General features: G+C 66.5%; 23 protein-coding genes and 1 pseudogene. 14 read left to right on the top strand and 10 right to left on the bottom strand.

All coding sequences use genetic code 11. The features are described 5' to 3' along the window. The first annotated feature begins 80 nt into the window (after window positions 1–80). From G6N13_RS17220 to G6N13_RS17200, 5 genes are all read left to right on the top strand, one after another. Entirely contained in the window at window positions 81–1,001 is a 921-nt protein-coding gene (locus tag G6N13_RS17220; RefSeq protein WP_163702235.1) for an ACP S-malonyltransferase, read from the top strand. Window positions 1,002–1,070: 69 nt separating this feature from the next. After that, window positions 1,071–1,367 carry a meromycolate extension acyl carrier protein AcpM gene (gene acpM, locus G6N13_RS17215; RefSeq protein ID WP_163698907.1) on the top strand — a complete coding sequence of 99 codons (297 nt, stop codon included), beginning with the start codon at window positions 1,071–1,073 and terminating at the stop codon, window positions 1,365–1,367. Further along, window positions 1,364–2,614: a 3-oxoacyl-ACP synthase KasA gene (gene kasA / locus G6N13_RS17210; RefSeq protein WP_163698905.1), complete on the top strand. Its 1,251-nt coding sequence runs from the start codon at window positions 1,364–1,366 to the stop codon at window positions 2,612–2,614. Before acpM ends, kasA begins: the two co-directional genes overlap by 4 nt. A 34-nt stretch (window positions 2,615–2,648) precedes the next feature. Next, window positions 2,649–3,911 carry a 3-oxoacyl-ACP synthase KasB gene (kasB, locus tag G6N13_RS17205; protein ID WP_163698903.1) on the top strand — a complete coding sequence of 421 codons (1,263 nt, stop codon included), beginning with the start codon at window positions 2,649–2,651 and terminating at the stop codon, window positions 3,909–3,911. 57 nt (window positions 3,912–3,968) lie between these two features. Continuing rightward, the gene (locus G6N13_RS17200; protein ID WP_163698901.1) at window positions 3,969–5,390 is read left to right on the top strand and encodes an acyl-CoA carboxylase subunit beta; all 1,422 of its coding nucleotides are present in this window, start codon (window positions 3,969–3,971) and stop codon (window positions 5,388–5,390) included. Window positions 5,391–5,438: 48 nt separating this feature from the next. Here the strand turns inward: G6N13_RS17200 and G6N13_RS17195 are convergent, their stop codons facing one another. Beyond that, a complete protein-coding gene (locus tag G6N13_RS17195) occupies window positions 5,439–6,974 on the bottom strand; it encodes a glycerol-3-phosphate dehydrogenase/oxidase (RefSeq protein ID WP_163698899.1) in 1,536 nt (511 codons plus the stop codon). Then, window positions 6,971–7,552, bottom strand: a complete 582-nt coding sequence (locus G6N13_RS17190; RefSeq protein WP_179965003.1) for a TetR/AcrR family transcriptional regulator — start codon at window positions 7,550–7,552, stop codon at window positions 6,971–6,973. The genes G6N13_RS17195 and G6N13_RS17190 overlap by 4 nt, the downstream gene beginning before the upstream one ends. Window positions 7,553–7,602: 50 nt before the next feature. Between G6N13_RS17190 and G6N13_RS17185 the strand changes: the two genes are divergently transcribed. Beyond that, entirely contained in the window at window positions 7,603–9,180 is a 1,578-nt protein-coding gene (locus G6N13_RS17185) for an FAD-binding oxidoreductase (RefSeq protein WP_163702232.1), read from the top strand. Further along, on the top strand, window positions 9,177–10,079 hold the full coding sequence (locus G6N13_RS17180; protein WP_163698897.1) for a diacylglycerol kinase: 903 nt from the start codon (window positions 9,177–9,179) through the stop codon (window positions 10,077–10,079). Before G6N13_RS17185 ends, G6N13_RS17180 begins: the two co-directional genes overlap by 4 nt. Here G6N13_RS17180 and G6N13_RS17175 read toward each other — a convergent pair. Next, window positions 10,076–10,513, bottom strand: a complete 438-nt coding sequence (locus G6N13_RS17175; RefSeq protein WP_163698895.1) for an SRPBCC family protein — start codon at window positions 10,511–10,513, stop codon at window positions 10,076–10,078. The genes G6N13_RS17180 and G6N13_RS17175 overlap by 4 nt on opposite strands. Before the next feature lie 21 nt (window positions 10,514–10,534). Beyond that, window positions 10,535–10,702, bottom strand: a complete 168-nt coding sequence (locus G6N13_RS25295; protein ID WP_235678091.1) for an excalibur calcium-binding domain-containing protein — start codon at window positions 10,700–10,702, stop codon at window positions 10,535–10,537. 458 nt (window positions 10,703–11,160) lie between these two features. Between G6N13_RS25295 and G6N13_RS17165 the strand changes: the two genes are divergently transcribed. Then, the gene (locus G6N13_RS17165) at window positions 11,161–12,579 is read left to right on the top strand and encodes an HNH endonuclease signature motif containing protein (RefSeq protein ID WP_235677801.1); all 1,419 of its coding nucleotides are present in this window, start codon (window positions 11,161–11,163) and stop codon (window positions 12,577–12,579) included. Beyond that, window positions 12,576–12,791: a hypothetical protein gene (locus G6N13_RS24360; protein ID WP_179965002.1), complete on the top strand. Its 216-nt coding sequence runs from the start codon at window positions 12,576–12,578 to the stop codon at window positions 12,789–12,791. The genes G6N13_RS17165 and G6N13_RS24360 overlap by 4 nt, the downstream gene beginning before the upstream one ends. Here the strand turns inward: G6N13_RS24360 and G6N13_RS17155 are convergent. The 3 genes from G6N13_RS17155 to G6N13_RS17145 form a co-directional block, all read right to left on the bottom strand. Then, complete coding sequence (locus tag G6N13_RS17155) at window positions 12,788–13,300, bottom strand: DUF3145 domain-containing protein (protein WP_163698891.1); 513 nt, start codon at window positions 13,298–13,300, stop codon at window positions 12,788–12,790. The two genes, G6N13_RS24360 and G6N13_RS17155, sit on opposite strands and share 4 nt — an antisense overlap. 108 nt (window positions 13,301–13,408) lie before the next feature. After that, on the bottom strand, window positions 13,409–14,236 hold the full coding sequence (locus G6N13_RS17150) for a serine hydrolase domain-containing protein (RefSeq protein WP_235677800.1): 828 nt from the start codon (window positions 14,234–14,236) through the stop codon (window positions 13,409–13,411). 10 nt (window positions 14,237–14,246) lie between these two features. Further along, entirely contained in the window at window positions 14,247–15,188 is a 942-nt protein-coding gene (locus tag G6N13_RS17145) for a tetratricopeptide repeat protein (RefSeq protein WP_163698887.1), read from the bottom strand. A gap of 69 nt (window positions 15,189–15,257) precedes the next feature. Here G6N13_RS17145 and G6N13_RS17140 point away from each other — a divergent pair, with 69 nt between their 5' ends. Together G6N13_RS17140 and G6N13_RS17135 are read left to right on the top strand one after the other, a co-directional pair. Next, the gene (locus tag G6N13_RS17140) at window positions 15,258–16,343 is read left to right on the top strand and encodes an S-(hydroxymethyl)mycothiol dehydrogenase (RefSeq protein ID WP_163698885.1); all 1,086 of its coding nucleotides are present in this window, start codon (window positions 15,258–15,260) and stop codon (window positions 16,341–16,343) included. After that, window positions 16,343–16,966 (top strand): MBL fold metallo-hydrolase, encoded by a 624-nt coding sequence (locus G6N13_RS17135; RefSeq protein ID WP_163698884.1) that lies wholly within the window; start codon window positions 16,343–16,345, stop codon window positions 16,964–16,966. The genes G6N13_RS17140 and G6N13_RS17135 overlap by 1 nt, the downstream gene beginning before the upstream one ends. A gap of 5 nt (window positions 16,967–16,971) precedes the next feature. Here G6N13_RS17135 and G6N13_RS25290 read toward each other — a convergent pair. After that, a pseudogene (locus tag G6N13_RS25290) lies at window positions 16,972–17,085 on the bottom strand (hypothetical protein); the annotation flags it as partial. 66 nt (window positions 17,086–17,151) lie between these two features. Here G6N13_RS25290 and G6N13_RS17130 point away from each other — a divergent pair. From G6N13_RS17130 to G6N13_RS17120, 3 genes are read left to right on the top strand one after another with little or no spacing between them, the layout of a single operon-like run. Next, the gene (locus G6N13_RS17130; protein ID WP_179965001.1) at window positions 17,152–17,340 is read left to right on the top strand and encodes a hypothetical protein; all 189 of its coding nucleotides are present in this window, start codon (window positions 17,152–17,154) and stop codon (window positions 17,338–17,340) included. Between the two features lie 47 nt (window positions 17,341–17,387). Next, window positions 17,388–17,627, top strand: a complete 240-nt coding sequence (locus G6N13_RS17125) for a DUF1049 domain-containing protein (RefSeq protein WP_163698882.1) — start codon at window positions 17,388–17,390, stop codon at window positions 17,625–17,627. 1 nt (window position 17,628) lies between these two features. Next, complete coding sequence (locus G6N13_RS17120) at window positions 17,629–18,741, top strand: class I SAM-dependent methyltransferase (RefSeq protein WP_163698880.1); 1,113 nt, start codon at window positions 17,629–17,631, stop codon at window positions 18,739–18,741. 207 nt (window positions 18,742–18,948) lie between these two features. On the opposite strand, the gene G6N13_RS17115 is transcribed toward G6N13_RS17120, so the two are convergent. Together G6N13_RS17115 and G6N13_RS17110 are read right to left on the bottom strand one after the other, a co-directional pair. Further along, on the bottom strand, window positions 18,949–20,019 hold the full coding sequence (locus G6N13_RS17115) for an NAD(P)H-dependent amine dehydrogenase family protein (protein ID WP_163698878.1): 1,071 nt from the start codon (window positions 20,017–20,019) through the stop codon (window positions 18,949–18,951). 187 nt (window positions 20,020–20,206) lie between these two features. Continuing rightward, complete coding sequence (locus G6N13_RS17110) at window positions 20,207–21,184, bottom strand: DUF5914 domain-containing protein (protein WP_235677799.1); 978 nt, start codon at window positions 21,182–21,184, stop codon at window positions 20,207–20,209. Window positions 21,185–21,188: the final 4 nt, after the last annotated feature.

Genomic DNA, 21,188 nt, shown 5'->3' with positions numbered 1-21,188 from the left:
ACATAAGACAAGGTTCATAATCTCTTACACCGCATAAATCCCCTTTCACAATGTTCTCTTAAAGAGTGGCTCCTCAACCCGTGATCGCAGTGCTGGCTCCTGGCCAGGGATCCCAGACGCCCGGCATGCTCGCCGAATGGCTCGAGCTGCCCGGTGCCGCCGATCAGATCAAGACCTGGTCTGAGATTGCCGGCCTGGACCTGGCCCGTTTGGGCACCACCGCGACCGCCGACGAGATCACCGATACCGCGGTCACCCAGCCCCTCGTCGTCGCGGCCACGCTGCTCGCGAACGCCGAACTGGTCAAGCGCGGCCTGCTAGCCGATAAGAAGACCGTCATCGCAGGCCACTCGGTCGGCGAGATCGCGGCATACGCGATCGCCGGCGTCATCTCCGCTGATGACGCGGTGAAGCTGGCCGCCGTTCGCGGCGCCGAAATGGCCAAGGCCTGCGCCATCGAGCCGACGGGCATGTCGGCCATTCTGGGCGGCGACGAGGCCGAGGTGCTGGCCCGCCTCGAGGCCCTCGACTTGGTGCCCGCCAACCGCAACGCCGCCGGCCAGATCGTGGCCGCTGGAGCGGTCGCGGCCCTGGAGAAGCTGGCCGAGGACCCGCCGGCCAAGGCCCGGGTCCGCCAGCTGGCCACCGCAGGTGCCTTCCACACGCACTACATGGCCTCGGCGCTCGACGGCTATGCCGCCGCGGCCGCCGGTGTTACCACTGCCGAGCCCACCACCACGCTGCTGAGCAACGCCGATGGCCAGCCGGTAGCTTCGGCACAAGACGCGATGAAGAAGCTCGTCGCGCAATTGACCCGTCCGGTGCGCTGGGATCTGTGCACCGAGACCATGCGGCAGCTCTTTGAGAACACAGAGGGCTCGGCGATCGTCGAATTCCCGCCAGCGGGAACTCTGGCCGGCATCGCCAAACGAGAACTTCGGGGGGTCGCCAACCGTGCGATTAAGACACCCGCAGATCTGGACGGGCTCTCCGAACTCTAAAGAGCCCTTCTGGGACAACCACATAAATACGTAAGACCATGTAACACAACAAATCACGAAGGAGCCACTGTGCCCGCCTCTCAGGATGAAATCATCGCCGGTCTCGCCGAGATCATCGAAGAAGTCACCGGTATCGAGCCCTCCGAGGTCACCCCGGAGAAGTCGTTCGTCGACGATCTGGACATCGACTCGCTGTCGATGGTGGAGATCGCCGTGCAGACCGAAGACAAGTACGGCGTGAAGATCCCCGACGAGGATCTCGCCGGTCTGCGCACCGTCGGTGACGTCGTCTCCTACATCCAGAAGCTGGAAGAAGAGAACCCGGAGGCTGCTGCCGCCCTGCGAGACAAGTTCGCAGCCGAATGAGCAGGCCTTCCACTGCTAACGGCGATTTCCCCAGCGTCGTAGTCACGGCCGTCACGGCGACGACTTCCCTCGCGTCGGACATCGAGAGCACGTGGAAGGGCCTGCTCGCGGGCGAAAGCGGTATCCGCGCACTCGATGACGAATTCGTCCACAAGTGGGACCTGGCCGCGAAAATCGGTGGACACCTCAAGGAACCCATCGACGACGAGATGACCAGGTTGGACCTGCGACGCATGTCGTATGTCCAGCGAATGGGCAAGTACCTCAGCAAGCGAATCTGGGAAGCTGCCGGCACACCTGAGGTGGATCCGGACAGGTTCTCGGTCGTCATCGGCACCGGTATCGGCGGTGGCGAGAAGATCGTCGAAATGTACGACGCCATGAACGAGGGCGGGCCCCGCAAGGTGTCCCCGCTCGCCGTTCAGATGGTGATGCCCAACGGTGCCGCGGCGGTCGTCGGCCTCGAACTGGGCGCCCGCGCCGGGGTCATCACCCCGGTGTCGGCGTGCTCGTCGGGGTCGGAGGCCATCGCGCACGCTTGGCGGCAGATCGTCATGGGTGACGCCGATTTCGCCGTCTGCGGCGGCGTCGAAGGTGTCATCGAGGCGCTGCCGATCGCGGCGTTCTCGATGATGCGGGCCATGTCGACCAACAACGACAATCCCGAAGGCGCCTCCCGGCCGTTCGACAAGAACCGGGACGGCTTCGTGTTCGGTGAAGCCGGCGCCATGATGGTCATCGAGCTCGAAGAGCACGCCAAGGCCCGTGGCGCCAAGCCGCTGGCACGGTTGCTCGGAGCGGGCATCTCGTCGGACGGTTTCCACATGGTGGCACCTGCGCCGGACGGCCTGCGGGCTGGAGCGGCGATGAAGCGGGCGATGGAGACGGCAGGGTTGTCCGCCAAGGACATCAGCCACGTCAACGCGCACGCTACTGCCACCCCGATCGGTGACACCGCCGAGGCGAACGCGCTTCGGGTCGCCGGTGTCGGAGAGGCAGCGGTGTACGCCCCCAAGGGTGCGCTCGGCCACTCGATCGGAGCAGTCGGTGCGCTCGAGTCGATCCTCACGGTGCTGACCCTGCGTGACGGCGTCATCCCGCCCACCCTCAACTACGAGACACCTGATCCGGAGATCGATCTGGACGTCGTCGCAGGCGAACCCCGTTACGGCGACTACCAGTACGCGATCAACAACTCGTTTGGGTTTGGAGGACACAACGTAGCGCTGGCGTTCGGGCGCTACTGACACCGATCCGGGGGGAAAGGACTAGCAGGAAGCAGTGGCAGGGTTGACACAATTGTCAACGGGGAACGGCTTCCCCAACGTGGTCGTCACCGGCTTTGCTATGACGACCGCCCTGGCATCCGATGCCGAAGGCACGTGGAAACGGTTGCTGGACGGTCAAAGCGGCATTCGGCTTCTCGAGGACGAGTTCGTCGAGATGTACAACCTGCCGGTCCGCATCGGAGGCCACCTGCTCGAGGACTTCGACAGTAAGCTGACACGGGTCGAACTTCGCAGGTTGTCATACCTGCAGAGGATGTCCACCGTGATCAGCCGGCGGGCCTGGCAGAACGCCGGCTCACCGGAAGTCGATTCCAAACGGCTGATGGTGGCTCTTGGCACCGGGATCGGCTCATCCGAGGAACTACTGTTCGCCTACGAGGCGATGCGCGCCAAAGGATTACGAGCGGTATCCCCGCTGGCGGTCCAGATGTACATGCCCAATGCCGCCGCGGCGGCCGTCGGGCTCGAGCTCAAGGCGAGGGCCGGGGTCATCACCCCGGTCTCGGCTTGCGCCTCAGGGTCGGAGGCCATCGCGCAGGCCTGGCGACAGATCGTTCTCGGCGAAGCCGACATCGCGATATGCGGTGGCGTCGAAACCAAAATTGAGGCCGTGCCGATCGCGGGATTCGCACAGATGCGAGTTGTCTTGTCCACCACCAACGACGACCCGGCCGGCGCCTGCCGACCGTTTGACAAAGATCGCAACGGGTTCGTCTTCGGTGAGGGCGGCGCGATGATGATCATCGAGACCGAGGAGCACGCCAAGGCGCGCGGGGCCAACATCTCGGCCCGCATCATGGGGGCGGGCATCACCTCGGACGGGTACCACATCGTTGCACCTGACCCCAACGGCGAACAGGCGGGTCACGCGATGACGCGGGCAATCCAGCTCGCGGGTTTGCAGCCCACCGACATCGATCACATCAACGCCCACGCGACGGGCACCCAGGTGGGCGATGTCGCGGAGGCCAAGGCGATCAACAATGCGGTCGGCACTCACCGGCCCGCGATCTACGCGCCCAAATCGGCGTTGGGTCACTCGGTGGGTGCCGTCGGCGCGGTGGAGTCGATCCTCACCGTGCTCGCACTGCGGGACGGTGTCGTGCCGGCCACGCTCAACCTGCGCAACCTCGATCCGGAGATCGATCTGGACGTGGTGGCCGGCGAACCCCGGCCAGGCAACTACCAGTACGCGATCAACAACTCATTCGGATTCGGTGGTCACAACGTGGCGATCGCCTTCGGGAAGTACTGACAACACGATCCTGTTGCCAGTGCCAACTGAAATCCAGTGCGCACAGAGGAGATTCAGATGACGACCACCGCCCCGGAGACTGTCGGCGAATCGCTCGACCCGCGTGACCCGCTGTTGCGGCTGTCCACGTTCTTCGACGACGGCTCCGTCGAACTGCTGCACGAGCGCGACCGGTCCGGTGTGCTGTCCGCGGCCGGCACCGTCAACGGCGTGCGCACGATCGCCTTTTGCACCGACGGCACCGTCATGGGCGGTGCCATGGGAGTCGAAGGCTGCCAGCACATCGTCAACTCCTACGGCACCGCCATCGAGGAGCAGGCCCCGATCGTGGGCATCTGGCACTCCGGTGGCGCGCGGCTGGCCGAAGGTGTGAAAGCGCTACACGCGGTGGGACAGGTCTTCGAGGCCATGATCCGCGCTTCCGGCTATATCCCGCAGATCTCGGTCGTGGTCGGCTTCGCCGCCGGCGGTGCGGCCTACGGTCCCGCACTGACCGATGTCGTCATCATGGCGTCGGAGGGGCGGGTCTTCGTCACCGGCCCCGACGTCGTGCGCAGCGTGACCGGCGAGGACGTCGACATGGCCTCTCTCGGCGGCCCCGACACCCACCACAAGAAGTCCGGTGTGTGCCACATCGTCGCCACCGATGAACTCGACGCCTACGAGCGCGCCCGCCGGTTGATCGGATTGTTCTCCCAGCAGGGCCATTTCGACAAGAGCAAGGCCGAGGCCGGCGACTCCGACCTGCACGCGCTGCTGCCGGAGTCGCCCCGTCGCGCCTATGACGTGCACCCGCTGGTGGAGGCACTGTTGGACGCCGACACCCCGTTCGAAGAATTCCAGGGCAAGTGGGCACCGTCCATCGTCGTCGGCCTTGGCCGGTTGTCCGGTCGCACCGTCGGCGTCATCGCCAACAACCCGCTGCGTCTGGGTGGCTGCCTGAACTCCGAAAGCGCTGAGAAGTCAGCGCGTTTCGTGCGCCTGTGCGACGCGTTCGGCATCCCGCTGGTGGTTGTCGTCGACGTGCCGGGCTACCTGCCCGGCGTTGACCAGGAGTGGGGCGGGGTCGTGCGCCGCGGCGCCAAGCTACTGCACGCTTTCGGTGAGGCATCAGTTCCGCGAGTGACGTTGGTGACGCGAAAGATCTACGGCGGGGCCTACATTGCGATGAACTCGCGGTCGCTGGGCGCCACCAAGGTGTTCGCCTGGCCGGATGCCGAGGTCGCCGTGATGGGCGCCAAGGCCGCTGTCGGCATCCTGCACAAGAGGAAGCTGGCCGCCGCGCCGGACCACGAGCGCGAAGCCCTGCACGAGGAATTGGCCGCCGAGCATGAGCGGATCGCCGGCGGTGTGGACAGTGCCGTCGAGATCGGCGTGGTCGACGAGAAGATCGACCCGGCCCACACCCGCAGCAAGCTGACCCAGGCACTGGCCGAGGCGGCCGCCCGGCGCGGACGGCACAAGAACATCCCGCTGTAATCAAGCGCGGATGCGCGCCAATTATGTCGGCGGCCGTCCGGTATTGAGTCAGGCGCGGGCCAGCAGATCCTCGGCCACGGCCAGCGCCCGGGCCCGGTCGGCGGCGACCAGCCCGATGCGCGTGCGCCGGTCCACGATGTCATCGGCACTCAACGCGCCTTCGTGCGTGACGGCGAACTCGAATTCCGCACGGGTGACGTCGATGCCGTCGGCCACCGGGTCCGTCGGCCGGTCACAGCGCGCGGAGGCGATGACGTTGGGCGCCTCGGCCCCATATCGGGCGACCAAAGAGCTAGGCAGATGACTCGTAGTGCGCAGGGTGGCAACGGGATTGGCGGGGGCACCGACCAGCGGCAGGTTGCGGGTACGACATGGCTGGGCGGTGATCGACCGCGCGCTCAACGTGCGGTCGATGGCGTCCTCGGCCATGTGCCGGTATTCGGTGAGCTTGCCGCCGACGATGCTGAACACCCCGGCATCCGATTCGATGACGGCATGCTCGCGTGACAGATCCGACGTCCGGCCCTCGCCGGTGTCGATCAACGGCCGCAAGCCGGCATAGGAACCCTTGATGTCGGCATCGGTCAGCGCAGTTCCCAGCGCGATGTTGACAATGTCGAGCAGGAACCTGATTTCAGCCGGAGTCGGTTCGGGCACATCGGGAATCGGACCGGGCGCATCCTCATCGGTGAGTCCCAGATAAACGCGGCCGAGCTGTTCGGGCATCGCGAACACAAACCGGCTGATCTCGCCGGGGATCGGAATAGTCAGCGCGGCAGTCGGATTGCCGAACGACGCGGCATCGAACACCAGGTGTGTGCCGCGGCTGGGGCGCAGTTTGATCGCGGGATCGACCGCACCAGCCCACACGCCAGTCGCATTGATCACCGCGCGGGCGGTCACCTCAAGCGACTCGCCGGTCAGCTCGTCGCGCAGCTGCACCGAGGTGCCGGTCGCGGCCACTGCCGACACCCGGGTCAGGATCCGCGCACCGTACTGGGCGGCGGTACGGGTGACCGCGACGACCAGCCTGGCGTCGTCGATCAACTGTCCGTCATAGGCCAGCAGGCCGCCGTCGAGACCGTCACGTCGCACGCAAGGCACCATCGCGGTGGCCTGCGACACGCCCACGCGCCTGGACCGCGGCAGTGTCGACGATTTGGTGCCCGCCAAGATCCGCAGCGCATCGCCGGCCACGAAACCCGTTCGTATCAAGGCTCGTTGAGTGCGCCCCATCGACGGCAGCAGCGGAACCAGCTGCGGCATGGGGCTCACCAGATGCGGGGCGTTGCGGGTCATCAGGATGCCGCGTTCGACCGCGCTGCGCCGCGCGATACCGACGTTACCGGTCGCCAGATAGCGCAGGCCGCCGTGAACCAGCTTGGAGCTCCACCGGCTGGTGCCGAAGGCCAGGTCGTGCTTCTCGACCAGCAGGACCGATAGGCCACGGCTGGCGGCATCGAGCGCGATACCGGCGCCGGTGACGCCGCCGCCGATGACGACGAGGTCGACGCGGCCGTTGTCTCCGAGTTCGGTCAGCTCGGCGGCTCGCCGGGCGGCACTGAGGGCGGTGAGGTCACTCATGGTGCGAGGTATCCATTCAGGGCACGGGACAGCTCGACGCCCAGGGCGTCGGCGTCGAGGATGGGTTCGACGATCTGGGCGGACTGGATCGTGGACTGTCCGATGAGCAGCACCATCGCCGACATCTGGCGGACGTCGCCGGCGCGGACGCTGCCGTCGGCCTGGGCGGCGCGCAGTGCGTCGACGAGTAGGTCGATCAGGATCTGCTGGCTGGTGCCGAGGCGTCCGGCGATGTAGACCATCGCCAGGTCGGGGGCGGACCGCAGCACCGAGGTGATGAGTGTGTCGTCGCGCAGCCGGCGGGCCACCTCGACGATCCGCTCGACCAGGCCGGTGCGGCCGGCGCTGACTGCCGGGACCGCACGCCAAGTGCCGGTGATCCGGTCGGTGAGCAACGACGCCACGATCGTGTTGGTGTCTGGCCAGCGGCGATACACCGTCGGACGGCTCACGCCGGCCCGGCGGGCGATCTCGGCGAGCGTGACCCGCTCGACCCCGAAGTCGCGGACACAGCTGGCCGCGGCGGCGATGATCCGGTCGCCGATGCCCACTGATTCGTCGTTACTGATTGACAGCATCTGTAATACTGTAATGCATGAGCAACGATGCCCGCACCCTCGTTCCCCCGATGGCCTGGAACGCCTGGGGTGATCCCGAAGCCGCCAAGCCTCTCTCCGACGGGATTCGGGCACTGCTCGAGCAGGCCCTCGGCGTGACCGTCAGCGCGATCCCCGCCCCATCGATCGACGAGGTGCAGGTGCGCCCGTCGGCATTGGCCGACGTGCACCGCGATGCACTCTCGGAATTCGTGGGTGCCGACTACATCCGGACCGACGATCACGGCCGGCTGCTGTATGCCGGCGGTAAGTCCACCTTGGATCTGTTGCGCCGCAAGCAAATCCACCAGGATGCACCGGATGCGGTATTGCTCCCCTGCAACGAGGACGAGATCGCGACCGTACTGCGCTACTGCTCGCAGCACGGCATCGCGGTGGTGCCCTTCGGTGGCGGCACCAGCGTGGTCGGCGGCCTGGACCCGATCCGCGGTGAGTTCGCCGCCGTCATCGCACTGGACCTGCGTCGGCTCGACGCGCTGCACTCGCTGGACGAGACATCGATGCAGGCCGAACTTGGCGCGGGCGTCACCGGCCCAGACGCCGAGCGACTACTGGGTGAGCATGGCTTCTCGCTCGGACATTTCCCTCAGAGCTTCCGGTTCGCCACCATCGGCGGCTACGCGGCCACCCGCTCATCGGGCCAGGATTCCGCTGGCTATGGCCGGTTCAACGACATGATCCGCGGACTGACGGTGGTCACCCCAGTCGGCGTCCTGGACCTCGGCCGGGCGCCGGAGACCGCGGCCGGCCCCGACCTGCGCGAACTGTTCTCCGGATCCGAGGGGGTCCTCGGCGTCATCACCCGGGTTCGCCTGCGAGTGCATCCGGTCCCGGAAACCACGCGCTACGAGGCGTGGTCGTTCCCCGACTTCGCCACCGGCGCCGCCGCATTACGCGCCGTCACCCAGATCGGCACCGGGCCGACCGTGGTGCGGTTGTCCGACGAAGCCGAGACCGGCGTGAACTTGGCGACGACCGGGAGCATCGGCGAACAGAGCATCACCGGCGGGTGCCTGGCGCTGACGTTGTTCGAGGGAAGTGCCGCGCACACCGAGAGCCGGCACGCCGAGACCCGCGCGGTGCTGCAAGCCCAGGGCGGCACCTCATTGGGTGACGCACCGGCGAGGGCATGGGAGCACGGCCGTTTCGACGCACCGTATCTGCGCGATTCCCTGCTGGCGGCCGGCGCGTTGTGCGAGACGTTGGAGACGGCGACGACGTGGGCCAACCTCGGCACGCTGAAGGCCGCGGTCATTGAGGCGCTGACGAATTCGCTCGCCGAAAGCGGCACGCCGGCGTTGGTGATGTGCCACATTTCGCATGTGTATCCCACTGGGGCGTCGCTGTACTTCACCGTCGTGGCTGGGCAGCGCGGTGACGTCGCCGCGCAGTGGCTGGCCGCTAAAGTTGCTGCCTCCGATGCTATTTCGCGAACCGGTGGCACCATCACCCATCACCACGCGGTCGGGGCCGATCATCGGCCGTGGATGGGCACCGAGATCGGTGAGCTCGGAGTGAAGATTCTGCAGGCCGTCAAAGAGGCTGTCGATCCGGCCGGAATTCTGAACCCCGGCAAGCTGATTCCATGATTTCCCATGTCACCGTACTGACGAACCCGAAATCGGGTCACGGCAATGCGCCGCATGCCGGCGAGAAAGCGGTGGCCCGCTTCCAGGAGCTCGGGATCGACGTGACCGGCATCGTCGGCCGCGACGCCGCCCACGCGCGCGAACTGGTCGACGAGGCACTGACCCGGGATACCGACGCGCTGGTCGTGGTGGGCGGTGACGGGGTGATCCGTCTGGCGCTGCAGGCATTGGCGCGCAACGATATTCCACTGGGGATCGTGCCGGCCGGCACGGGTAACGACCATGCCCGGGAATACGGGCTACCGACGGCTGATCCGGTCGCGGCCGTGGACATCATCGCCGCCGGGCACACCGAGACGGTCGACCTCGGTCTCATCAAGGGCGCCGACGGGACCAGCACCTGGTTCGGCACGGTGGCCGCTACCGGATTCGACTCCTTGGTGAGTGATCGCGTCAATCGGATGAGCTGGCCGCACGGGCGCATGCGCTACAACGTCGCGCTGGTCGCGGAGATATCGCAGTTGCGGCCCTTGCCATTTCGACTGGTGCTCGACGGCGAGCGGGAGATCGTCACCGACCTCACGCTGGTGGCGTTCGGCAACACCCGCAGCTACGGCGGCGGCATGTTGATCACGCCAGGGGCCAACCACAGCGACGGACTGCTCGACGTCACGATGGTGGGTGCGTCATCGCGGGCGAAGCTGATCCGGCTGTTCCCTACGGTGTTCAAGGGCACGCATGTGAATCTCTCGCAGGTCAGGACCGCCCGGGCTCGGACTATCACGGTCGACTCCCCCGGCATCAATGCCTACGCCGACGGCGACTATGCGTGCCCGCTTCCCGCCGAGATCTCCGCGGTTCCCGGCGCACTGAAAATCATTGTTCCGCAACCGGCCTAGCGTTCCAGCGCCTTGGCGCAGCCGTCGAGGATGGCCTTGCAATCCCACGGCAGCAGCCGTGAGGTGAGAGCCTGTGCCGGCTTGCCACCCCCCTTGGCCGGATGGGTGTAGGTACTGACCCAATCGACGTGGGTGCCCTCGCCATCCGGGGTGAACGTCAGTGTGCCGCCCTCGTGTTCGAAGGCGGGAACTGATTTGACGATCAGATAGGTGTAGCTGTGCGGCGGATCGTAGGCGGTGATCTCCTCACGGAACCACAGGCCGATCGCGAACCCCGTCCTGATGGCGCCCAGGCCGCTGGGGGCGGGTGAGTCGTCGGCCCAATGGGCGGTGACGATCAACGGGGCGGCCTTCAGATTCACCGGGTCGGCCAGCCAGGCGAACACCTTCTCGGGCGGTGCGTAGATCGTCTTCTCGACGTGGAGGTGGACCAAGACTTCAGGCTAGGCGGCTACTCATTCGCAAGCGACACCATGGTTGTCGCGATCCAGCCCAGAGCGGTATCCCGGCTTCCCACTGTGCAAAGGCGCCGCACCCGCCGCCCTCGCTGCGGCGCAGTTCGAGTAGTAGACATCGGCAGAGCGGGCCGGCTGTTCCGTACGCGGTGGAGCCTCGGAAGGCACGGTGAGCAAGGGCAATTCGAGCGGAGAGGGTTGGGCGACAGCCGAGACGGTCACCGTTGTCGTGGACGTCGCGGCCGTCGCGGTAACAGTCCTCGTGACAGTCGAGGTGTCGACGAACTGGATCGCTTGTCTTCACCGCCGCAATTGGACAGCAATACAAGCAGCAGCACCAGGCCAGCAATAGAGCCGACTATCAGCGTGTTGCGATTGACCGGCGGCTTCGGCGCTGGGGGGCCCAAGGTGTACCCATCCCAGTACGCTCTCCCCGGCGCACCGGCAGGATCGGGGATACCACCCTGGCGGCGGCGTGGCACGGCTGTCTTCCAAAGTCCGCCCCCGTCGCGACCGTCGGTACCAGAATCTCGTCGATGCTAGGCGCGCGACGATTCCTGTCGTACCCGGGTGGCATACTCGAATATGTGTTCGATGCTGGTTTGCGGTCTTCGAGTGATGCGGCGGTGGTCGCCGCTATCGGCTGCGCAGCGCGTGCCGAGAATCAGGACGCCGCCCGGCGGATAGCCGCGATCGGGGAGTGGGCAGCCCGCCGCTGCGCTGATGACGAGCACGCGCACTGGGCATGTGATGACTGGGATGCCGCCGCCGCGGAAGTATCGGCGATCCTGGGGGTCACCCATGGTCGGGCCTCGACAGAGATGCTGATGGCGGTGTCGCTGCGCCACCGGCTGCCGCGGGTGGCCGAATTGTTCACGGCGGGATCGCTCAGTTATCGGGTGTGTGCGGCCATCGTGAACCGCACCGACCTCATCGAAGACCGCGAGACGCTGGCCTTGGTCGATACCGCCATCGCCGATGATGCGCTGACGTGGGGACCAACATCGGAGCTGAAACTGCAGCGCGCCATCGATTTCTGGGTGGACCGCTACGACCCGGGCGCGCTGCGCCAGGTCCAGTCCCGAGTCCGCGATCGTGACATCGTCGTCGACCTGCGCAACGCCAAGGACGGGGTTGTCGAGATTCGGGGATCAGTCCAGCAGACCGACGGCGTCGTGATCGAAGCCCGGTTGATCCAGCTGGCGCACGCCGTGTGTGAAGACGATCCCCGCACCATCGGGCAACGGCGCTCCGATGCGATGGGGGCGATCGCCGCCGGGTGGGATCACCTGGCCTGCCTATGCGGTAACCCGGACTGCCCCGCCGCCGAACCCGACGGACGTGCAGCCAGTGTCATCGTGCACGTGGTGGCCGAGGCCGACATCCTGGACACCCAGCCCGATCCGGCGATCCACGGTGAGAAGCCCGAACCCGAGCCCGAATCGCCCCGCCCGCGAGCCGGTGGCGTCGTGACCGGTAATCGCGGGATCGTACCCGCGCCACTGTTGGCTGAACTCATCAGAGCCGGCGCGAAGGTGCGCGAGCTGCGCCGGCCCAGTGACGTACCGGAACCGCAGTATCGCCCCTCAACGGCATTGGATGAGTTCGTTCGGATGCGCGATATGACCTGCCGCTACCCCAACTGCGACCTGCCCGCCGAGTACTGCGATGTCGACCACACAATCCCCTGGCCGTGGGGCCCCACCCACCCCTCGAACCTGGCCTGCAAATGCCGAAAACACCACCTGCTCAAGACCTTCTGGGCTGGCTGGGACGATCAACAACACCCCGACGGCACCATCACCTGGACCTCACCCACCGGCCACACCTACACCACCCAACCCGGAAGCCGCCTGCTCCTCCCACGCTGGAACGTCACCACCGCCACACTGCCCCCACCAGTCGGCCAACCCCCACCCACCACCGGCATCATGATGCCCACCCGACGAAAAACCCGCGCCGCCCAACGCGCCTACCGCATCACGGCCGAACGCAAACTCAACGACGCCCGCGTCGCCCAACGTAACAAACCACCACCATTTTGAATGAAATCTATTGTGGGCGAGGCCCTGCCATCATCACGTTCTCTCCTGCGGCGGCAGCTGCGCCGAGCAACTGGGCGCACACCGGCACCCGCGACGCGATCGGCCAGGCCAACGAGGCCGGTTTCGACCACTGTGCGCTCGGCCTACCGGAGCGCTATCCACTCGGCGTAGCCCAGCGGGTCGCCGACGAACTCATCACGAAATCGACCTAGCCGACTCCCCGGCTCAGCCAGCTGACCTCGCCGCCGTCGCCACCATCACGGTAAGGTTCCAGCGCCTCGTCCCAGGCCGTGCCCAGGACCGTGTCCAGCTCAGCCGCCAGGCTGTCGGCACCTGCGGCCATCATGTCGCGCAACCGCATCTCGCCGACCATGGTGTCGCCGTTGGCGCTCATCGCCCCGGCCCACAGACCCAGCTGCGGGGTATGGCAGAACCGCTCGCCGTCCACGCCCGCGCTGGGATCCTCGGTGACCTCGAACCGCAGGACCGACCACGAGCGCAGCGCATTGGTCAGCCGGGCACCGGTGCCGACGGGACCCGTCCAATTGGTCACCGCCCGCAGCTGGCCAGGCATGGCAGGCTGTGGGGTCCACTTCAGGTTCGCCCTGGCATTCAGGGTCGACGAAAGTGCCCACTCAACATGTGGGCACACCGCTGCGGGGGAGGCATGGATGTACACCACGCCAGTCGTCGCATCGGCGAACTGGTTCGACGCACGCATAACCTTCTCCTTCGGTTTCACGAGGGACGTCTTCCCCAACGACCTGGTGTTTCCGAGGATGCAGTTGTGTCGTACGTGCTTATTGTGCCTTGTGGGGCCCGTGTTGCGCTAGTTCGCTCCGTACACTCTCAGAACTTCATCAGAGATCGCCGGCCACAAGGGCTTGGCCCACTCGCCGAAATCCCGGTCCGTGAGCACTACCAGCGACAATGCCCGTTCCGGGTCCACCCACAGGAACGTGCCGGTCTGACCGAAGTGACCGAAGGTCCGCGCAGAGTTAGCAAACCCCGTCCAGTGGGGTGACTTCCCGTCCCGGATCTCGAAGCCCAACCCCCAGTCATTGGGCCGCTGAACTCCAAAGCCGGGCAACACCCCGCTCAGGCCCTCGAACTGCACGGTGGTCGCGCATTCATGCAGCTGGGCCGACACTGTCCGCGGCACCAGCAGGTCCTGCACGAAGACCGCCAGGTCGGCCACCGTCGACACCGCGCCGTAGCCCGCCGCTGCCGCACCCTCGTCCAACCGGGACGCAGCCATGCCCAGCGGCTCGAACACCGCTTCGGTCAGGTACTGGCCAAATTCGATGCCCGTGCCCACCTCGATCGTCTCGGCCAGCACCTGGAAGCCGTAGTTCGAGTAGACCCGCCGCGTGCCGGGTTCGGCCATCACCTCGGCGGAGTGCACGGACAGCCCGGAGGCGTGCGCCAGAAGATGCCGGACGGTGCTGCCCGGCGGACCGGCCGGGGTGTCCAGCTCGACCGCACCCTCTTCGATCGCTACCTGCGCAGCGCGCGCCGCGAGGGGTTTGGTCACCGACGCCAGCCGGAACTGCGCAGCGGTGTCGCCGCACTCGGCGATCACTCCAGCGGGGCCCACCACCGCAGCGGCGGCCGCCGGCACAGGCCAGTCGGCGATATGGTCGAGTGGGGTGGACACCCAGAGAACGCTACCGGCCAGACGGTCCGAGACCGCGGCGCGCCTGCGCCAACCACTCGTAGGCATCGGTCGCCTCGTACCCGGATTCCCGCAGCGCCGATTGCAACACCGTCACCGCTTCGCGATAGCGGCCCCGGCGCACCAGCACCGCTCCGCGCAGCAGATTGTCGACCGCGCCGACGGACTCGAGCTCGCCCAGATAGCGCTCAGCCTCATCGAGATCGCTTCCGGCCAAGGCGATCTGGATCGCACCCCGCAGCAGCCGGGGCAGGTCAGCCCGGTCGACCGCCGCGATCGCCGCCCGCACCTCCGCGCGGGCGGCCGCCAGATCGCCCAGCGCACAGCGCACCAACGCCGCACCGGGCTGCGGCACGACACCCAACTCCTGGGCCCTGGCATACGCCGCGAACGCACCGTCGAGATCACCGCGCCGACGCCGCACCTCACCAAGTTGGTAGTACACCTCACCGGCGACCGCCGTCGACGTGCCCGCCAACGACATCTCACGTAAAACCGCCGAGCGTTCGGCCGCCAGATCGGCGTCGCCGCTCAACACCGACATCACCGTCTCCAGATAGGTCAGCTGCACCAGTGCTGGGCTCTCGGGCGCCCCGGCCAGCAGGTCGCGTGCGCGGCGGATCCAGCTCTGGCCGACAGCCCACTCACCCCGCGACAACCACGCCGCACCGAGTTCGAGGGCCTTGCCCGCCGCCGCGTTGGGATCGGTTCGCGTCAGCCGGACGTAGACGAGTTCGCCGACCCGAGTGGCCTCGCGGCCATGGCCGAGCGCGCCCGCAGCACTCGCCATCGCGTCGAGATCGTCGAGGGCCAACGGGCCCACCGAACCTACCCGGGAGAATGCCGAGTAGCTGGTTTCGAAGTCACCGACCCGATCGGCGACACGGGCCATGACCAGCAGGTCGGTCTGCGTTTCGACTCTCGCGATAGGCAAGCCATTACCGTATCTTCCGAACGGGACGGGCGCGGCGCATTCCGCATCCGTCGCGCTAATGTTTGGCCCATGAGCCAGACAGTGCGTGGTGTGATTTCCCGATCCAAGAAGCAGCCCGTCGAATTGGTCGATATTGTCATCCCCGACCCCGGTCCCGGCGAGGTGGTGGTCAAGGTCATCGCGTGCGGGGTCTGCCATACCGATCTGACCTATCGTGAGGGCGGTATCAACGACGAGTACCCCTTCCTGCTCGGCCACGAGGCCGCCGGCACCGTCGAATCGATCGGCGCAGGCGTCACCAACGTCGAGGCCGGTGACTTCGTGATCCTGAACTGGCGCGCGGTGTGCGGTCAGTGCCGCGCCTGCAAACGCGGCCGCCCGTGGTACTGCTTCGACACCCACAACGCGACCCAGAAGATGACGTTGACCGACGGCACCGAGCTGACGCCGGCCCTCGGTATCGGCGCGTTCGCCGACAAGACCCTGGTCCACGAGGGACAGTGCACCAAGGTCGATCCCGAGGCCGATCCCGCCGTCGCGGGCCTGCTCGGGTGTGGGGTGATGGCCGGCCTGGGTGCGGCGGTCAACACCGGCGCGATCGGCCGAGATGACACCGTCGCGGTGATCGGATGCGGCGGTGTCGGTGACGCCGCGATCGCCGGGGCCGCCTTGGTCGGCGCGCGCAAGATCATCGCCGTCGACACCGATAACAAGAAGCTCGAGTGGGCCCGCGAGTTCGGCGCCACCCACACGATCAACGCCAAGGAACTCGACGCCGTCGAAACAATCCAGGATCTGACCGACGGGTTCGGGGCCGACGTGGTAATCGACGCCGTCGGCCGCCCGGAAACCTGGAAGCAGGCGTTCTACGCCCGCGATCTGGCCGGAACCGTTGTGCTAGTGGGTGTTCCGACCCCCGATATGAAACTCGAAATGCCGCTGGTCGACTTCTTCTCCCGCGGCGGATCGCTGAAGTCCGCCTGGTACGGCGACTGTCTACCCGAACGCGACTTCCCCACCCTGATCAGCCTGTACCGCCAGGGCCGGCTCCCGCTGGAGAAATTCGTCTCCGAACGCATCGGACTGGACACCATCGAAGACGCCTTCCACAAAATGCACGCCGGTGAGGTTCTGCGCTCGGTAGTCGTGCTCTGATGGCCGGTATCGAGCGGGTCGTCACCCGCGGCACCTTCGAACTCGACGGTGGCAGTTGGGAAGTCGACAACAACATCTGGATCGTCGGTGACGGCTCCGAGGTGATCGTCATCGATGCCGCCCATAACGCCAAGGCCATCGAAGACGCGGTCGGCAACCGTCATGTCGTCGCGGTGGTGTGCACGCACGGCCACAATGACCACATCACCGTCGCGCCGCAGCTGTCCGCCGATCTCGACGCCCCGGTTCTGCTGAACCCGGCCGATGACATGTTGTGGCGAATGACGCACGGCGACACACCGTTCCGCACCATCGAAGACGGCCAGGCCCTGAAGGCCGACGGTATCGAGCTGCATGCCATCGCCACCCCTGGGCACTCCCCTGGCTCCATCTGCCTCTATGCCCCGGCGCTCGGCGCGGTGTTCTCGGGCGACACGCTGTTCCAGGGTGGCCCCGGTGCGACCGGCCGCTCGTTCTCCGACTTCCCGACGATCCTCGGGTCGATCAAGGACAAGCTGGGCAAGCTGCCCGCCGACACCGTCGTCTACACCGGACACGGCGATACCACCCGTATCGGCGACGAACTGGTGCACTATGACGACTGGGTGAAGAAGGGCTCGTAAGGCCGTTAAGGACAAGTCACCGCACTGCGCGGATCGATGAGGATCTTCGCGCGCACCTCGGGATCGCCCAGCGCCCCGAATGCCGTTGCCACACCGGCGAGCCCAACCCTGCCGGTCACATTCGCCATGAGAAGCCCACGGCAATGACCCGCTTTTACCAGTTCAGCTGGCGCTAGCTGCCTTTCATGTGGCAGGAGGTCGACGAAGAAATCCAGCCGGTGCTCTGTGCGGCGGTCGACCCGAAGACGCGGGGCACCGAGTTCTACGGCCCCCGCGGCTTCCAGGAACTGGCCGGCGGCGGTGTCACCGAGGACTGCCGATGGCTGTGGCAATTGTCCGAACAGCTCACCGGCGTGAGTTATCCGACAAATTAGCGGACAACGACTAGCGTCAATCTCCTACAGCCAAACGGGAGGTTGTCATGGTTCCAGAAGAAGTCGCCAGGCCCGCGGGCGGTTCGGTGCGACGTTTCGCCCTGCGCTACTGGCTGGCCATCACCCTGGTGGTGCTGGCGGCGATATTCATCGCCCAGAACCGCACGCGCCAGCGGGTACAGATCCTGTGGATCTACGTCGAGTATCCGATGTGGCTGTTGCTGACCGCGATGCTGGTGGTGGGGATCGTGGTCGGGCTGTTGCTGCACCGCCGTCGCAAGAGCTGATATGCGCGAGTCCAGCAATGTGGTGCGTCCCGTACCGATGGACAGCCACACCTATACCGAGTCCTCCCGGCTGCAAGCGGCTGGATTGCGGCCTGCCACCAACCTTTTCGAGGAATCCGCGCGCAGCATCGCGATCCCGAGGGCACCGCAGCCCATCGCCATCGCCGACTATGGAGCGTCGACGGGCTACAACTCGCTGGTGCCAATCAGCGCGGCGATCGCCGTCATCCGCAAGCGGACTCGCTCCGATCACGCCATCCTGGTGGCGCATACCGATGTGCCCGGCAACGACTTCACCGCACTGTTCTCCACGCTGTCCGACGATCAGGACAGCTACCTCAAAAAAGACTCCACCACCTACGCCTCGGTGATCGGCCGCTCGTTCTATACCCAGATCCTGCCGTCGGACAGCATCGCGCTGGGGTGGAGTTCCTGGGCCATCCACTGGCTGCGCAGGGTGCCGATGCCGATCCCCGACCACGTGGAGATCTCGCACAGCACCGACGATGAGGCCCGTCGCGCCTACGCCCGCCAGGCCGCCGGGGACTGGCGCGACTTCGTCGCCTTCCGTGGCCGCGAGCTGGCACCCGGAGGCCGGCTGGTGGTGCTGACCGTCGGCCTGGCACCCGACGGCACTTCGGGATTCACGGCCGCGTTCGACGCGATCATGTCGACACTCGCGCACTTCGTCGATGACGGTGTGATCACCTCCGACGAGGTGCGCCGTATGTCGATCCCATCGATTGGCCGCGACGAGAAGGACTTTCGGGCGCCGTTTGCGCCGTCGGGGCGATTCGAGGGCCTCGAGATCGAGCACATCGAGATGGTGAACGGCGAAGACCGGTTCTTCTCACAATTCCAGAGCGACAACAACGAACGGGCCTTTGGCGCGAATTGGGCTGAATTCCTTCGTACTTCGATGTTTCCGATCCTGGCTGCCGCGCTGAACGTCGACGCCGACGCCGGTTCGGGGCGAGACCGACGCACCAAGCTACGTCGAGAATTCGTCGAACAGCTGGAGACGGCGGTCGCGGCACGGCTGGCCGCGGCGCCCGCGCCGATGTCCATTCCGTTGGCCATCGCGGTCCTGTCCAAGCGGCGCCGCTCAGCCTGACGGCGTCTGCACGTAGATTTGCGGCAGAACGGGAATCGGCGGAATTGTCGGGGTCGGGACCGGGCTCGAAGTCCAGCATCGGGCGCCTCGGACCAGGCCAACCGCTGGCCTCGTTGGGTCCGTCATGTCGTCCAATCCAGGCTCCCGCGACAGGCGGGTAGCCCCAGCGCCGCACTTTGGATTCTCCAAAGATGTCCGGGCCGTTACTCAGCGAATCGTGCCGCGCCCCGGGATCAGGGGCAGTTCCAGCGGTGTGACCCAGCCCGCGGGCAGTTCGTTGACGGCCGGAACGGCATTGAGCGCACGCAGTCCGGTCGACAGGCAGCCCGCGGTCGCGGCGTCACGCCCGGAACCGTCTGTGAACCTAAACGCGGTCTCTTGGACGATGCTGGGGGTGCCCTGGATATCGACTCGGTAGACGTCGTCCTGGGTGCCCGACGGCCAGTCCGGGGCGGCGTCCTGACCGATGCGGTTGACGTGTTCCAGCTGGATCCGGGTTTCGCCCTGGTAGATGCCGTTGATGGTGAACCGCACCGCGGCGACGTTCCCGGCCGGGATGACACCCTTCACGGTCTTACGCTCAGTCGGGGTCACCCACTTCTCCCAGGTGGTGGTGATCTCGTCGAGCTCGATGCCGGCGGCGTAGGCGATCATCGGCACCGTCGCGCCCCAGGCGAACACCAGGATGTCGGAGTTCTCCAGCAGTGGCTTGAACTCGGGCTCGCGGCCGATGCCCATCTCGAGTTCATAGTCACCCTCGTAGTTCGTGTAGTCCAGCAGCTCCGAGGCCCGGACCAAGCGCACCTGGGAGGCCAGACCCATCAGCGTCATCGGGAACAGGTCATTGGCGAAGCCGGGATCGATCCCCGTGGTGAAGCACGATGCCTGTCCCGCCTCGCAGGCCTGAGTGATCGGGTCGATCCAATTCGGCGGATTCAGGTGCATCTTCGGCCACACCCACGGCGTCATCGCCGTCGAGCACACGTCGATACCGGCGCGCAGGAACCGTGAGATGAGATCGATGTTGGCGTCGGCGTGCGCGGCGGTCGGCCCGTAATGCACCAGCGCATCGGGCTTCAGCGCGATCAGCGCGTCGACGTCATCGGTGGCCGCCAGGCCGATTTCGGGCATATCGCAGATCGTCCCGACATCGACACCGACCTTGGCAGGATTGCTGACACCAACCCCGACCAGCTCGAACTCGGGGTGCGCCACGACTTCGGGGATGACCATCCGGCCGACAAAACCAGTACCCCAGACCACGATTCGCTTCGCCATGGCTGGAGACTAACCGCGCGTCGTGCAATATCCGCTCACTTGTCCCGATCCTTGGAAGTGCGGCTTTTGCGCGGCGCAGCCGAGCGAGGTGGCCCGTCGGACTCCAAAAGCCCGGCCTGATGCCGATGGACACCGATGGCACCGATGCAGGCCGTCTGCCGGGCAAGACGATCCTCGTACCCGCGGATTAGCCGGAAGACCTGTCCCGCAGTGCGAATCGACGTTCGGCGTAGGCCAGGTCGTCGCGCCACAGCCGGGCAGCCGCCAGCCGCATCAACGACGTGATCACGGGTGCGACGCGCAGTGCGCGGTGGAATCCGGTCCGGTCGGATTGTGCGACGACAGCTTCGATGACCGCCGTCCGCGGGCGCCCGTCCGGTCCGGGTCCGACTGGGGTGGCATGGGTCTCGACGACGCTGCCGGCACCCTCGCCGTCGACGATCCGCATGACGATCGTCCGTGGTTCCGGCGCGGTGAATTCGGCGATCACCGGCACACCGAGGCGTCCCATTCGGAAGGTGACCGCCACCAGGAATCGGTCGGCGTCGTCGTCGGCGTCGACCGCCGGTGCGCTGAGCACCTCGAGCTGGGTGAACGAGTAAGGGTGGAACCACGCGCCATGCCAAGGGTCGAGCCGGTTGGCGATGACGTCGGATGGTTCGCAGACACCCTCCACCCGGGCGACCGCCGCCAGACGTGCTCCGGTGGGACGAACCGGGATCACCGGGGAGTCCAGTGGCGCTTCCCCCCCGACACCGTCGAGTCGCACCCACACCAGTACACCGTCGTCGAAGACGGGCAACGGCTTCCAGCCGAACTCCCGCGTGCCGTCGAGGCGCAGGCCGTGCCACGGGCAGATCAGCGCGCCGCAGTCGATCTTGCCGCCGGCCAGGTCGGCGCCGAGATGCGGGCAGGCCGCGGACCCGACATGCACGTGGCGCTGCTGATCGCGCCAGGCCACGATCTCGATCCCGCCGACCCGGGCGCCGAACGGCCGGTCCGCGCGGACTGCGGCACTGGGGGCGAACACATACCAGTTGCCGCTGGGCCGGGCTTCGGCACGCTTGAGCGCCGCGTTGATCAGCGCGGGCTCCGCATCCTGGTAGGTGGGACGCTGAGCCGCCCAGTTCGCCTTGGGAATAACCTGCAGCGGAAGGGTTTTCATACGG

This window comes from Mycolicibacterium sarraceniae (assembly GCF_010731875.1).
Taxonomy (GTDB): domain Bacteria; phylum Actinomycetota; class Actinomycetes; order Mycobacteriales; family Mycobacteriaceae; genus Mycobacterium; species Mycobacterium sarraceniae.
This window is presented reverse-complemented; position numbering and strand designations above follow the sequence as displayed.